Consider the following 14,835-nt stretch of genomic DNA (forward strand, 5'->3'; position numbering starts at 1 on the left):
CATGTCTGCATCACGTCAACGGTTAACAGAAAAGGGTCGTTGGGTCGTCAAAATCGGCAGTGCGCTGCTGACGGATGATGGTAAAGGTCTAGATCAGCAAGCGATTGTTGGCTGGGTTGAGCAGATCGCTAAACTGGTGCAGCAGGGTGTTGAGGTGGTTCTTGTCTCTTCAGGTGCTGTAGCCGAGGGGATGAATCGTTTAGGCTGGTCAGAACGCCCAAGCGAGATGTATAAGCTGCAAGCCGCCGCCGCTGTCGGTCAGATGGGTTTGGTTCAAGCGTATGAATCTATTTTTCAGCAACACAACCTTCATACCGCTCAGGTTCTTCTGACGCATGATGACCTCTCTAACCGTAAGCGTTATCTAAACGCACGTTCAACGTTGCGCTCTCTAATCGATCTGGGCGTCGTAGCCATCGTTAATGAGAATGACACGGTTGTGACCAGTGAGATTCAGTTTGGTGATAACGATACGCTCGGTGCGTTGGTGGCTAATGCCATTGAAGCCGATGCGCTGATTCTGCTGACGGATCAGAAAGGTCTGTTCACCGCAGATCCTCGCTCTAACCCTAATGCTGAATTAATCGCCGAAGGTCGAGCTGAAGATGATCACTTCCTTCAGATTGCAGGCGGAGGCGGTAAGTTGGGTCGCGGTGGTATGGCAACTAAAGTACGTGCAGCTCGACTTGCGGCTCGTTCAGGTGCTGTAACGGTTATTGCTAGCGGTCGTGAAGAGAGTGCGTTGTTAAGAATCTTCTCGGGTGAAGAGATTGGTACGCTGCTAGTACCTGATCACGGTCGCCAAGCTGCGCGTAAGCACTGGATTGCAGGGCATCTTCAGGCGCGTGGTCGTCTAGTCTTGGATGCTGGCGCGGTGAAAGCGCTTAAAACGGGTGGCAAATCACTGCTGCCTGCGGGTGTTGTCAAAGTAGAGGGTGATTTCTCACGGGGTGAGATGGTCGAGCTGGTCGATACTGACGGTGAGGTTATCGCACGCGGCTTGGTTAACTACGCCTTCGATGAGGCGGACCGTATCAAAGGTCACGCCAGCCAAGAGATCGAATCCCTTATCGGTCACATCACCGATCCAGAGCTAGTCCATCGCGATAATATGGCGTTGGCTTAAACCGTTGGAGCGGTCTTGAAAAGGCCGCGATTGGTATTTATTAGAGTTTATCTAAAAGCACCAGTGACTGGCTTCAGCCTGTCATCTGCTTTATCGGTGTTTTCCAGATTGGCAGTAAAATCTACCAGCGGATGACAGGCTAAAGCCAGTCACCGGTATGGACTCTGTCAGCATCTTCCAGATTTTAGGCAACAAAAAACCCGCTAAGTAGCGGGTTTTTAGAAAAGCTTTTAAGCAGTCGCTTATGCAGCCATCGCTTTGATGCGTGCGTTTAGGCGACTCTTAGTGCGTGCAACAGCGCTCTTCTTGAAGATTCCTTTGTTTACTGAGCTATCTAGGATAGGCTGAGCAACTTTGAATGCTTCGTTAGCAGCAGCTTGGTCACCACCAGCAACTTCTTTTAGTACTTTCTTGATGTAAGTACGTACCATGGAGCGCAGGCTAGCGTTATGTTGACGACGCTTTTCCGCCTGGCGAGCACGTTTACGAGATCCTGCGGAATTTGCCACAGCTGAGCTCCTTAAATTTGAGTTAAAAAAACGAGACAAGTGTCTCTCAAAATTGGATGCGAAATTATTCCGATATCGTTGCCGTCTGTCAAGCATTAAACACAGAAGAAATGCACTTTTAGTTGACCTTCTTCTTAGGTAGGCGATAATCGACGGATTAATTCGGCACTTTGAGGTTAAAAGTTGAGTCAAAAAGCGACATCTGGCGGCGGTCTGCTGCGCTCAAGTGCTGTGGTTGGCATCATGACCATGATCTCGCGAGTGCTGGGTTTGATTCGTGATGTGGTGGTTGCAGGTTACTTTGGCGCCAGTGGTGCATCCGACGCTTTTTTTGTCGCATTCAAAATCCCCAACTTTTTACGACGTCTTTTTGCTGAAGGGGCTTTTGCTCAAGCCTTTGTGCCGGTGCTCTCTGAGTATCGATCGCAACGTGATCTAACTGCGGTTCAATTTCTCGTAAATCGCACCGCCGGCAGCTTGGGTTCGGTGTTGTTGCTGGTCACGCTGGTGGGCAGTCTGGGTTCGCCACTATTGGCGATGCTGTTTGCGCCTGGGTTTTATATGTCAGGCTCCGAGAGCTTTGGTCTTGCGGCTGACATGCTGCGCATTACCTTTCCCTATCTGATGCTGATATCCCTAACCGCATTTTGTGGTGCCATTCTGAACTCCTATGAGCGATTTGCGGTGCCTGCCTTCACCCCGGTATTGCTGAATCTCTGTCTGATCGGTTCAGCGGTCTACTTAAGCCCCATGTTTGATCCGCCCATTATGGCGCTGGCTTGGGGTGTGTTGATGGCCGGTACCGTCCAACTGCTGTTCCAGTTGCCGTTTTTAGCGCGCCTGCGTCTATTGCCCGTGCCGCAAGCCGGTTGGAAGGATGAAGGGGTGCGGCGCATCCTGAAACTGATGCTGCCGGCTCTATTTGGTGTATCGGTTGCACAGATTAACCTGCTATTGGATACCGTGCTTGCCTCGTTCTTGCAGACGGGCAGTGTCTCTTGGCTCTACTACTCAGATCGTCTGGCAGAGCTGCCCTTGGGGGTATTTGGTATCGCGATTGCGACGGTGATTCTGCCAAGCCTTTCTCGTAAACACGCTGAAAAGTCAGGGGAAGAGTTCGCCAAAATGTTGGATTGGGCAGTGCGAATGGTGCTATTGATCGGCATTCCTTCGGCTGTGGCGCTGATTCTGTTGGCGGAGCCTCTGCTAACGACGCTGTTCCACTATGGTGAGATGACCGATCGCGATGTCAGCATGGCGGCTATGAGTCTTCGTGCTTATGGCTTAGGTTTGCTCGCATTTATGCTCATCAAGGTGCTGGCGCCGGGCTACTTCTCTCGCCAAGATACCAAAACCCCCGTCAAAATCGCTGTTAAAGCGATGGTGGCGAATATGGTATTTAACCTGATTCTTATCTTCCCTCTGGCGCATGCGGGTCTTGCGCTAGCAACCGCGCTGTCCGCCTTTATGAATGCGGGTTGGCTTTTGCATGGCTTAATTAAACAGGGTGTCTTCAAGTGGCAAACTGGCTGGTTAAGGTGGTCTATGCAGTTGTTATTTGCCAACGCATTGATGGCGGTGGTTATTCTGCTGTTCGCACCAGTTGCTTCCGACTGGTTATCGGCCGGTTTGTGGCAGAGAGTCGAGTGGATGTTCCTGCTCGTGGCCGGCGCAGTTCTGGTTTACTGTGCCTCTTTGATCCTTTCCGGTGTGCGAATTCGTCATTTGCGTGGCTAAAGTCATAAACATAGTGTTTTAGGTCTTAATTAGAGGGGCCTGCATGCGCTATAATCGCGCGTTTATTATTTGTCTGATGCTTGGGTGAAACTGATAACGCAATGGAACTGATTCGAGGGCTTCACAATTTACGCGATCATCATCGCGGCTGCGTTGCGACGATCGGTAACTTTGACGGCGTTCACTTAGGCCATCAGATGATACTGTCAGGTGTGCGAGAAAAAGCGCAACAACTGGGGTTGCCCTCTGTTGTGATTGTGTTTGAACCGCAACCACGTGAGTTTTTTTCGCCAGAGTCTGCGCCACCTCGTCTAACGCGTTTCGGCGAGAAGCTTCGCCTGTTAGAAGCTGAAGGGGTTGATCGCGTGCTTTGTCTTAGCTTCAACGAGCGTTTACGTTCACTGTCAGCTGAGGCGTTTATTGATGAGCTGCTGCTGAAGGGCTTGGATGTAAAGCATTTTGTGGTGGGTGACGATTTTCGTTTTGGTTGTGATCGCCGTGGCGATTACGCACTGCTTAAGGCTGCAGGTGAATCACACGGTTTTACCGTCGCTGACACACCGACACTGATTTTAGAGGATGAGCGCGTCAGCAGTTCACGCGTTCGTGAAACGCTTGCCGCTAACAACTTATCCTTGGCTGCTCGATTGTTAGGGCGTCGCTATCGTGTCACCGGCCGTGTGCAACATGGGCAAAAAGTGGGTCGTGAGCTCGGCTTTCCGACAGCCAATGTACGCATGCACAAGTATGCCTGCCCTATGCGGGGTGTCTACACGGTAAGGGCGCACTTGGCGGGTAAGGCCTACAACGCGATTTGCAATGTTGGCAGTCGGCCGACACTTAATGGTGTTCGTCCTGTATTGGAAGTGCACCTGCTAGATTTTACGGGGCAGCTCTATGGTGAGCTGCTCAGTGTTGAATTTTTACATCCAATGCGTGCGGAGCAACGCTTTGATGGATTGGATGCTTTGCGAGAACAGATCGCAAAAGATATCGCTGCAGCGCGCGCTTGGTTCGCTGCCGCAAATACCTAAACTGGGACTGGATTGATGACCGATTACAAACCGACTCTAAACCTGCCGGAAACTGCGTTCCCAATGCGCGGTAACCTGCCATCTGCTGAACCTAAGCGTCTTGCTAAATGGAAAGAGATGGATCTTTACGCACGAATTCGTGAAGTGAGCGCAGGTCGACCAAAATTTATTCTGCACGATGGCCCTCCTTACGCTAACGGCAGCATTCACATTGGTCACGCGGTGAATAAGATCATCAAAGATATGATCATCAAATCCAAAACCCTAAGTGGTTTTGACTCGCCTTACACGCCGGGTTGGGACTGTCACGGTCTACCAATCGAGCACAAGGTTGAGACACTGATCGGTAAAGCGGGCGAGAAAGTTTCTTACGCGGATTTCCGTGCTAAATGTCGCTCCTATGCGACTGAGCAGATCGCCGGTCAGAAAGAGGACTTTATTCGTCTAGGTATTCAGGGTGATTGGGATGACCCTTACCTAACGATGAACTTCAAAACCGAAGCGAATACCGTTCGTGCACTGGGCAAAATTGCAGAACGAGGCCACCTAGTGAAAGGTTACAAACCGGTCTACTGGAGTGTTGTCGGTAAATCAGCTTTGGCTGAGACTGAGGTTGAGTACCAAGACAAAACATCTACTGCAATCGATGTGCGCTTCACCTTTGTCGATCAAGCCAAAGTGAATGCACTGTTCGGTACCGACAAACAGAATGTTTCACTCGTCATCTGGACAACCACACCTTGGACCATTCCTGCTAACCAAGCGGTATCGGTTAACGGTGAGTTGGAGTATGCCCTGGTTGAAGTGCACCTTGAGAGCGGTGTCGATTACCAGGTTCTAGCCGAGTCAATGGTTGAGTCGATCATGGAGCGCTGGGGCGTAGATAAGTTTGAAGTATTAGGCCGTGTAAACGGTGCGGCGCTGGAGCTGCTTCAACTTGAACACCCTGTGTTTGATCGTGAGGTGCCTGTGATTTTGGGTGATCACGTTACAACCGATGCAGGTACCGGTGCGGTTCACACGGCGCCTGATCACGGTATGGACGACTTCGTTGTCGGTAACCGCTACAACCTTAAAACCCTAAACCTTGTTCAAGCGGATGGTGTCTACACTGACGCGGCAGGTGAGTTTGCTGGCATCCATGTCTACAAAGCGGATGCACCAGTGACGGAAGCGCTAGAGCGTGAAGGTAAATTGGTGCACCTGAAACGTTTCCAACACAGCTACCCACACTGCTGGCGTACCAAAACGCCACTGATCTACCGTGCAACGCCGCAGTGGTTCATCTCAATGGAGAAAGAGAACCTGAAAGCGGACGCAATGAATGCGATCAAGGGCGTACAGTGGTTCCCAGATTGGGGTCAGACACGTATCGAAGCGATGGTTGGTCAGAGCCCAGATTGGTGTGTATCACGTCAACGTACTTGGGGTACGCCGATTACGCTATTCACTCACAAGCAGACAGGTGAACTTCACCCACGCACGACTGAGTTGATCGAGCAGGTTGCGCAGCGTATCGAAGAGACCGGTATCGACGCATGGTTTGATCTAGATCCAGCAGAGCTGTTGGGTGAAGAAGCAGCGGATTACGATAAAGTGACCGATACCATGGACGTTTGGTTCGATTCGGGTGTCACGCACCACTCAGTTCTGCGTACCAAAGAGAGCCTGCACTTCCCGGCTGATATGTACCTAGAGGGGTCGGATCAGCATCGTGGTTGGTTCCAGTCGTCACTGAAAACATCGATTGCGATTAACGGTTGTGCACCGTACAAGCAGGTTCTGACTCACGGCTTTACTGTCGATGAGAAGGGCTACAAGATGTCTAAGTCACTGGGTAACGTCATTGCACCACAGCAGGTGAATGACAAACTAGGTGCGGATATTCTTCGACTTTGGGTTGCCTCTACAGACTACTCAGGTGATATGGCTGTATCGGATCAGATTCTTCAGCGTACGGCAGACAGCTACCGTCGTATCCGAAATACATCGCGCTTCCTATTGGCGAACCTAAACGGCTTTGACCCAGAAGCGCACAGCGTAAAACCAGAAGAGATGCTGGCGCTGGATCGTTGGGCAGTTGATTCTGCTTACCGTTTGCAGCAGCGAGTGATCGATGCGTACAACAGCTACCGTTTCTTGGATGTTTACCAGCAAGTTCACAACTTCTGTGCACAAGAGCTGGGTGGTTTCTACCTAGACATCATTAAAGATCGTCAGTACACCACTAAGCCAGATAGCTTGGCGCGTCGTTCATGTCAGACCGCTCTGTACCACATTGCACAGGCGCTGGTTCGCTGGATTGCACCGATCTTGAGCTTCACCGCTGATGAGATCATCGAAGTGCTACCAGGTGACAACCCTGAAAGTGCCATGCTAACGACTTGGTATGAAGGTCTGTTTGAAATGACGGCAGACGATGCCTTTGGTCGTGAGTACTGGGAGCGTGTGCTTCAGGTTAAACAGGCGGTGAACAAGTGTCTGGAAGAGGCGCGTAACGAGAAGCTCGTTAAAGCCTCTCTTGCCGCTGAAGTAACACTCTATGCCGATGAGCAGATCACAGCCGATTTGAATCGCCTAGGTGATGAACTTCGCTTCGTATTGATCACATCGACTGCCAGCATTGAGCCGCTAGTGAATGGCGGAGACGCTCGTGAAACTGCCGTTGAAGGTCTTAAAGTCGCAGTTAAAGCATCGGAAGAGGCGAAGTGTGCTCGTTGTTGGCACCACCGTGAAGATGTCGGTCAAAACGCCGATCACCCAGAGCTGTGTACACGTTGTGTCGATAACGTAGAGGGCGAAGGTGAGCAGCGTCACTACGCGTAACCCTTCTGCACTGCAATGGCTATGGCTCAGTCTAGCCATTGTAGTGCTTGATCTTGGTAGTAAGTCGTTGGCATCCAGTATGCTGAGCTACAACCTGCCGATCGCTATTCTTCCCATCTTCGATCTGAGGCTGCTGCACAATACTGGCGCAGCCTTTAGCTTTTTAGCCAGTGAAGCGGGGTGGCAGCGTTGGCTGTTTGTGGCCATTGCGGTTGTCGTAAGTGGGTTGATCGTTCATTGGCTGCGTCAAACTGAGCCACAGCAAAAGATTCAAGCCTTTGGTTATGCCTCTATTTTAGGCGGTGCTCTGGGCAATCTTTTTGACCGTATTGTTCACGGTTATGTAGTGGATTTTTTGTCCTTTCACTACGCCGGTTGGTACTTCCCAGCCTTTAATATCGCCGATGTGGGTATCACCCTAGGCGCCATCGCATTGATTGTTGATGCACTATTTTTATCAAAAGACCGGAGCAAATAGATGAGCGAACTCACCATTGAACAGGGCCGTAAAGTGACCATGCACTTCGCGATCAAACTCACCGATGGACAGATTGTAGACTCTAACTTCGAAGGCGCTCCGGTCGAATTTGAAGTGGGCGATGGTAATATCCCAGAAGGCTTTGAAGCCGCTTTGACGGGGCTAAAAGTGGGCGATCATCTCGATCTGACCATCGACCCGGAGCGTGGCTTTGGTCAGCACAACCCAAGCAACATCCAAACCATGAAACGCTCAGACTTCAAAGATATGGAGTTAGAACCCGGCTTGGTGATCTCATTCCAAGAGCCCGGTGGTGAACTGCCCGGTGTCATCGTTGAGTTCGATGACGAGCGCGTAGAAGTTGATTTCAATCACCCTCTTGCAGGAAAAACGATTCTTTTCGAAGTTCAGGTTCTGAATATTCAGTAAAACCCCCTCTCTTTTTCTGTTCCTCTGCTATATTTAATGAATGTTGTGGAGGGACTCAATGCGTCACCAAAAAGGCTTTACTCTGATTGAGTTGATGATCGTCGTCACGATCATCGGCATTCTTGCGGCCATCGCTTATCCTGCTTATCAAGATTATGTTTTGCGGGCTAAACGGTTGGATGCTATGTCAGCGTTAAGCGATCTCCGACTCATTCAAGAGAAGTATCGCGCAACAAATGTGGAGTACGGTTCCATTGCTTCCTTGGCGGCGGCAGGTTTAGTGACGAACCCGTTATATTCCCCAGATGACTACTGGACGATTACAGTCGAATCACCGGATGCATCTAACTACTTCGTGGTAGCGACTGCAAAAGGTCCTCATGCTGACTCAGAATGTAGCCCCATGGCTGCAGATAAGAGTGGACCCTCGACGGGATCAGGATCATATAAACCACTCTCATGCTGGGAAAGGTAGTTGAAATGAACACTCAACTTCGCAATAACAATGGTGTGTTTGGTTTTTCCCTTATCGAGTTGCTAGTCGTTATTGCCATTGTATCCATCATTGCGGCCATAGCTGCCCCCTCCTACTTAAATTATTTGGATCGACAAAAATTAACTGCAGCGACAGAACATATGGTTTCTGATTTGCGGTGGGCTAAGGGCGAGGCCATTAAACGAAACGCCGACATCGAATTCTCCATTACTTCAGGTGCAAACGGTAGCTGGTCTTACGTTGTGGGGGGGGCTGGTTTAGATGGTTCTATTTATCCAGATATCTCCGTCGATTCTGACTTTAGTACCTTTACGTTTGATCACGTTCGAGGCTTAACAACACCAGCTTCACTCAAAACTGTTACATTAACTTCGCCACAAGCTAATGAATCTAGAGTTACTGTATCGGTTATGGGAACTATCGGTGTGTGTGGGATAGTTGGAGTAGCAGCATGTTAATGCCGGGGTTCAACTCAAAATCTAAGCAATCAGGAATGACTCTTATTGAGCTAATGATAGGGCTAGTTGTGGGCCTTGTCGTTATCGGAGGTGCGTTGACTCTGCTTTTATCCTCGTTGAATAACCAAAAGAGTCATAATCAGGTTGTCCGGCTCAATCAAGATATGCGCGCCATCATGGACTTGATGGTTAGGGATATTAGACGAGCAGGTTTCGCAACTGATAATCCTGCCTCTAATGCCTCTTCACTTTTGGAAAACCCATCCTTCGTCCACACCGGCACGAGCACGACTGATTTGTCGATTGTTAACACTGGTGCAAACTCCCTGACCGTATTAAACGGAACGGGTAACTGCATTTTATATGCTTACAATCGGGACTATGCTGGAGAAGTTCCACCAGTGATCTCCAACAATGAACGCTTTGGGTTTTTGAAAGAGGGTAATGACGTATACATCAGAGTCAGCGGTGCTTCTAACAGTATCAGTGAATGTGATACAGACGTTTCATCGTCTGAGTGGTATTTGATGAACAGTACCGTTATTGAATTTACAGATCTAGAGTTTGAGGTGAGTTCTGACCTTTACAATGCGACCGCTGCTTCAACCGCCAGTGGAAGTTGTGTTGATGATGACAGTTGTTTAATTGTCCGCACTGTTAAAGTGGACATGACCGCAAGAGTGGAAGATGAGCCGACACTTTCGCAAACTCTGACGGAAACGGTTCGTATCAGAAATGATAAATTTGTAGCCAGTTATGCCGCTAGTAGTATTAATTAGGTGCAAGTCATGAGATTGAAGAAGCGTTGCATCAAAAACACACTTAATAATCAGCAAGGTATTGCGACGCTGTTAACTTCAGTGGTGCTAAGTCTTCTGGCAGTCATTACTACATTAACCATTACCCAAACGTCTGTTGTAGAGCAGCAGATCACTTCTAACGATATCAGGGCTCAAGAGGCCATTCAGGGTGCTGAAGCAGTGCTCGATTATGGAATGGCTTGGGCGCAGAGCAATGAACTTCCTGCAAGTGCGGCTGATCCAAGTGGTGCTAGCTGTTTCCCACCCTCAAGTTCTGAAACTTCGTCAACAGACTGCCCAACACCGACCGTCGCCTCTATGGGCTTATCAAGCAATAACAGTAGTGGTGAAAGTTACACTTACCAACTCGATCTGTTTGATGAGAACGATGTTATTAAAGTGGTCTCTACAGTATCTGCAGCTAGTGGAAGTAATATTCAAGCGTCTTCAGAATCCTACGTCGTTCAAACTCGATTATTTGAGCCGGGGCAGCCTACACCAACGCCCTGGGTTATCGGAGGGTGTATTACTGAACCACCTAATGGAACACCTGATACTTTTCTACTTCAATCATCAGACGCAGCTGTAACCTATGCAGATGATTCATGCGTATCTCCGAATGAGGATGGGGAGGATCTATTAGGACATTTAGATGTGAATGCTTGGAGTGATACTAATTATGACCCACTTGTTGATGGTTTGGGAGGAGCCACAACTGATGTTACTTCGCCTGTTTCTGAATACTTAGATTGCACCAGCGGTTCAAGTACGTGTATCTGGGATAATTATTTTGCAATCTCACTATCAAGCGCGGAAGAGATTGCTTTATCTAATGGCCAGAATTTCACATCAACAACAAATATTCCATGCAGCGATGATTCATCTAAACCGAATATCTTTCACATAACCGGGAATGGTCAAATTAAAGGGTGTGCTGGCAATGCAGATCTAGGAACACCTGATTCTCCAGTTGTTTTGATCATGGATCAGTGTGCAGACATCAAAACAGATGTGTATGGGGTTGTTTATTTCAAAGAACCGGGTGTCTGCAATGCTAACGGATGGGGAAATGTTACGGTTTTTGGTTCGGTAATGTGGCACGGCAGTGTTTACAAACCAACCGCAAATACGAAATTTGTTCAAGTTGATTATGCTGACGGTCCTACATGGAACGATCCTTTTGACGGAGTTGTTGATGCAATTCGAATTCCTGGTACCTGGAAGGATTTTTGATGATGGCCTTAAAAAAGTTTCAATCCGGTTTTTTATTAGTAGAGTCCCTCATTTCGGCCGTTATCGTAGCGCTGACGGTTGTTGTAATAGCCTATGTTGGAGTGCGTTCATTTTCAGAGAGCACAGTCACTCGTGAATCAACCGTGGCAGCTAATCTAGCGCAGGAAAAGATTGAAGAACTTCGAGAGTTAGCGTTAGACAACACTTGCTCAGCATTAGCAGGTAGTGACGATTCGGTAACTAAGGGTAGTTCAGAATATGAAAGAATCTGGACGGTTTCAGATTGTGACACAGTAGATTGTAAAAAAGCGCTCGTAACAGTCGAATGGGACACAGCCCAAGAGGATGTTAATGGCGCGACTATCACTAAATCCGTCCAACTAAGCTCCAATGTTGTTTGTGCTGATCCTGTACAAGGTGGTGTTGCTATTTTATCTTTGAATGGTATTGGCGGTGGCGGTGGCGGTGGTGGCGGAGGCGGCGGAGGCGGCGGAGGCGGCGGTGGCGGCGGTGGTGATGAGCCCGCAAGCTGCGAAAACACCCCGTGGGGAACCCTAGCCAGCGGTGAATCAAACGTTGCTTATGAGTTTGGTACAGTTGAGTCCATTGAGGATTGTAACAGTGAAACTCGAACTTGCAGTGATGGGACACTCAGTGGAACCTTTACTTACACATCCTGTTCTGTGATTGAAAGCCAAGATTGTACGACCCCCTGGGGTGAAGCATTGACAGATGGTAGTTCAGTCGATTCTTGGAGTATCGACACTGGCACGACAGCTCAATGTAATGAAGCGTACAGTCTACTTTCGTGTAATCAAGGTACTCTTAGTAATAGTAATACTTATGAAGAATGCAGTACTGTCGTCGCAAGTAAGACGTACACTTTGGAGCTGGTGCATGAAAATCCTAGTAACTCTAATAAAATAAATATCCAGGCTAGCTCGGTGACGCCTGTCGGATTCTCTTGTAGCAGCGGCGGTTTTTCTATTCCAAACGCTAGTAATCCTTGGGGCGGGTTTGGTCAAAACGCTTCAAAAGCAACTGGCACGGCAAGTGGGGCCTGTACGTCATCTGATGTATCAGAGGGCGATACGTTGACCCTCAATCCCGGCTATACATTCACCATATCGGACATAACAGGTACTGTAATTACGGCTAACTACTGAAAACTTTGATCTTGGTGTACTTGGAGTGAATGATGTGGCTAGGCATATAGGATTCTGCTGAGAATAGGTGGCTTTATAGGGCCCTCAAGGATGAGGAACGAACAATGGAAAGGATTCCATCGAAACACCTCGAAAGAGGTTTTACATTAATAGAACTTATGATCGCGGTCGTGATAATCGCGCTTCTATCATCTATCGCGCTGCCTGCGTATACCCAATTTACAGTTCGTGCCAAGTTGATTGATGCTTTGGCAGCGACTGAGCCCATCAAGTTGGCTCTAGTTAATTATGCGATCGCTAACGGAGGTACTTCAGGTCTCTCTGAATTTCATTGGACTGAGGTTTTTGATGAATTAGGAGTCAGTAATGATCATTTCGGAGATAACTCTGCTTATGTGAAAAATGCCTGGTGGAGTCATTCTGCCGGTGAGATTCGGGTATCGATTACCAACATTGCTGAGCTAGAGGGGCGGCGGTTTGTGCTGCGGGCAGAGAATCCGGATTTTCCGACGACTTGGCGATGTATCAGTGATGATTCGGATGAGTCGTTGATTCCTAGTGAGTATTTGCCGGGGTTTTGTAGGGAATGAAAGTATGGATTGTGCGGATGACTGGTTAAAACCAGTCACCATATCTAAAAGCGGTCGGCGTCCCTTTGGGAGGCCTCCTACAGGGTGTGTTTTCCTATGGTGCGGATGACAGGCTGAAGCCAGTCACCTTGAATGAATTGTTGGGGTTTCAAGCTTTGCTTGAATTCCCTCCTACGGGGGATGTGCGTATACTTTGCAAATCTATTTAATTTGCAGATTTCAACTCCCATTATGTCTCAACAACTTGTCGTCGCGCTTGCTCAAATCAATTTTCTGGTCGGTGATATTCCGGGTAATACGCAAAAGATAATTGATGCTGCTAGGGAAGCAGCTTCTCAGGGTGATACGGATATCATCGTCTTTTCAGAGCTGTCGATCACCGGTTACCCGCCAGAGGATCTGCTGCTTCGCCCCAGTCTCAAGCGTCGGGTTGATGAGGCATTAGCTCGCTTGAAAGCGGAAGTCAGTGGCATAGGGTTGTTGGTTGGCTATCCGGCAGAAAAGGATGGTGACTTACGCAACATGGCAGCCGTTATTGAGGACGGTGAGGTGTTGATCGAATATGCCAAACAGCATCTGCCCAACTACCGTGTTTTTGATGAAGATCGCTACTTTGAACCGCATACCAACGACGGTGTCTTTGAGTACAAAGGCCACACCTTAGGGCTGCAAATCTGTGCCGATATTTGGGAGAAGGGGCCGACTCAACGTCAAGCTGAGGCCGGTGTTAAAGCGATCCTTGTGCCTAATGCGTCCCCTTATCACATGGGCAAAACCAATGAGCGCACCGAGGCGTTGCAAGATCGTGCTACCACTGCCAATGCACCGATTGTCTATGTAAACCAAGTGGGTGCGCAGGATGAGCTGGTCTTCGATGGTGGTTCGCAGGTCGTGGATGCCAAAGGGCAGTTGGCTTACATGGCCCCTCATCATGAAGAGGGTATTTATAAAGTTTCTATCGATCTTGAATCTGGTTTAGTTCAGCCGCTTCAGCCTTCAACGCCTGAAGGTGATCACTACAGCATGGTCTACCAAACGCTTGTGATGGGCGTGCGAGATTATGTGAACAAGAACGGCTTTAAGGGTGTGGTGTTTGGCCTCTCTGGCGGTATCGATTCGGCGTTAACGGCGGCGGTTGCAGTGGATGCGTTGGGCCCTGATCGTGTTGAGTGTGTCATGATGCCGTTTAAGTACACCTCTTCGATCAGTGTTGAGGATGCTGCACTGGAAGCAGAGGCGTTAGGAGTTCGCCACTCGGTGATCTCAATTGAGCCAATGTATGAAGCGTTTATGCAGGAGTTGGCGGGGGAATTTGCCGGTACAGAGATCGATGCGACCGAAGAGAACCTGCAAGCACGCTGTCGAGGTGTCTTGTTAATGGCGATCTCTAACAAGAAAGGCTATCTCGTTCTTACAACCAGCAATAAATCGGAAACGGCTGTCGGTTACTCAACCTTATACGGTGATATGGCCGGTGGTTTCTGTGTCCTTAAAGATATCCCGAAAACTCTGGTTTATGAGCTATCACGCTACCGCAATACAATCAGTCCCGTTATTCCAGAACGCGTCATCACTCGTCCACCCTCGGCTGAACTGCGTCCTGATCAGACCGATCAAGACAGCTTGCCGGATTACGATCAGTTGGATGCGATCATCGAGATGTACGTCGAGCATGATTACAGTGCTGAGATGATCATTGCTGAAGGGTACAACGAAGCCGATGTGCTGCGAGTGATTCGTCTAATTGATATCAACGAGTACAAGCGTCGCCAAGCACCGATTGGAACGCGTATTACCAATCGCGGCTTTGGTCGTGACCGACGTTACCCGATTACGTCTGGGTGGAAGGCAGGGGTCTGACCTACGTCAGTGACTGGCTTTAGGCTATTCGAGCTTCCTGCTCTCACCCTTCGGGCCAGCTAAAGCTGTTCAAAACTGATCCTTTCAGTTTTG

At 48.9% G+C, this 14,835-nt stretch carries 14 protein-coding genes; 13 read left to right on the plus strand and 1 reads right to left on the minus strand.

Features of this window, described 5'->3' with window-relative positions; all coding sequences use genetic code 11:
* Position 1: 1 nt before the first annotated feature.
* Positions 2-1,126, plus strand: a complete 1,125-nt coding sequence (proB, locus tag XMM312_RS00510) for a glutamate 5-kinase (RefSeq protein ID WP_173483848.1) — start codon at positions 2-4, stop codon at positions 1,124-1,126.
* Between the two features lie 242 nt (positions 1,127-1,368).
* On the opposite strand, the gene rpsT is transcribed toward proB, so the two are convergent.
* Positions 1,369-1,635, minus strand: a complete 267-nt coding sequence (gene rpsT / locus XMM312_RS00515) for a 30S ribosomal protein S20 (RefSeq protein ID WP_173480367.1) — start codon at positions 1,633-1,635, stop codon at positions 1,369-1,371.
* Positions 1,636-1,878: 243 nt separating this feature from the next.
* Between rpsT and murJ the strand changes: the two genes are divergently transcribed.
* The 12 genes from murJ to XMM312_RS00575 all read left to right on the plus strand — a co-directional run bounded on the left by murJ (position 1,879) and on the right by XMM312_RS00575 (position 14,742).
* A complete protein-coding gene (murJ, locus tag XMM312_RS00520; protein ID WP_217363865.1) occupies positions 1,879-3,372 on the plus strand; it encodes a murein biosynthesis integral membrane protein MurJ in 1,494 nt (497 codons plus the stop codon).
* Positions 3,373-3,473: 101 nt separating this feature from the next.
* Entirely contained in the window at positions 3,474-4,406 is a 933-nt protein-coding gene (gene ribF, locus XMM312_RS00525; protein WP_173483849.1) for a bifunctional riboflavin kinase/FAD synthetase, read from the plus strand.
* 15 nt (positions 4,407-4,421) lie between these two features.
* Positions 4,422-7,232, plus strand: a complete 2,811-nt coding sequence (gene ileS / locus XMM312_RS00530; protein ID WP_173488506.1) for an isoleucine--tRNA ligase — start codon at positions 4,422-4,424, stop codon at positions 7,230-7,232.
* Positions 7,210-7,710 carry a signal peptidase II gene (gene lspA, locus XMM312_RS00535; RefSeq protein WP_173488507.1) on the plus strand — a complete coding sequence of 167 codons (501 nt, stop codon included), beginning with the start codon at positions 7,210-7,212 and terminating at the stop codon, positions 7,708-7,710. The genes ileS and lspA overlap by 23 nt, the downstream gene beginning before the upstream one ends.
* Positions 7,711-8,139, plus strand: a complete 429-nt coding sequence (locus tag XMM312_RS00540) for a peptidylprolyl isomerase (protein WP_173480371.1) — start codon at positions 7,711-7,713, stop codon at positions 8,137-8,139.
* A gap of 58 nt (positions 8,140-8,197) precedes the next feature.
* Positions 8,198-8,614 (plus strand): type IV pilin protein, encoded by a 417-nt coding sequence (locus XMM312_RS00545; protein WP_173488508.1) that lies wholly within the window; start codon positions 8,198-8,200, stop codon positions 8,612-8,614.
* Positions 8,615-8,619: 5 nt separating this feature from the next.
* A complete protein-coding gene (locus XMM312_RS00550) occupies positions 8,620-9,093 on the plus strand; it encodes a GspH/FimT family pseudopilin (RefSeq protein ID WP_173488509.1) in 474 nt (157 codons plus the stop codon).
* Complete coding sequence (locus XMM312_RS00555) at positions 9,087-9,872, plus strand: PilW family protein (protein ID WP_173488510.1); 786 nt, start codon at positions 9,087-9,089, stop codon at positions 9,870-9,872. Before XMM312_RS00550 ends, XMM312_RS00555 begins: the two co-directional genes overlap by 7 nt.
* Positions 9,873-9,881: 9 nt before the next feature.
* A complete protein-coding gene (locus tag XMM312_RS00560; protein WP_173488511.1) occupies positions 9,882-11,126 on the plus strand; it encodes a pilus assembly PilX N-terminal domain-containing protein in 1,245 nt (414 codons plus the stop codon).
* A complete protein-coding gene (locus XMM312_RS00565) occupies positions 11,126-12,292 on the plus strand; it encodes a type II secretion system protein (RefSeq protein ID WP_173488458.1) in 1,167 nt (388 codons plus the stop codon). Before XMM312_RS00560 ends, XMM312_RS00565 begins: the two co-directional genes overlap by 1 nt.
* Positions 12,293-12,396: 104 nt before the next feature.
* Positions 12,397-12,882, plus strand: coding sequence for a prepilin-type N-terminal cleavage/methylation domain-containing protein (locus XMM312_RS00570; RefSeq protein ID WP_173488512.1), 486 nt, complete (start codon positions 12,397-12,399; stop codon positions 12,880-12,882).
* A 231-nt stretch (positions 12,883-13,113) separates the two neighbouring features.
* Positions 13,114-14,742 (plus strand): NAD+ synthase, encoded by a 1,629-nt coding sequence (locus XMM312_RS00575; RefSeq protein WP_173488513.1) that lies wholly within the window; start codon positions 13,114-13,116, stop codon positions 14,740-14,742.
* Positions 14,743-14,835: the final 93 nt, after the last annotated feature.

Source organism: Marinobacterium sp. xm-m-312 (genome assembly GCF_013283295.1).
Lineage (GTDB): Bacteria > Pseudomonadota > Gammaproteobacteria > Pseudomonadales > Balneatricaceae > Marinobacterium_E.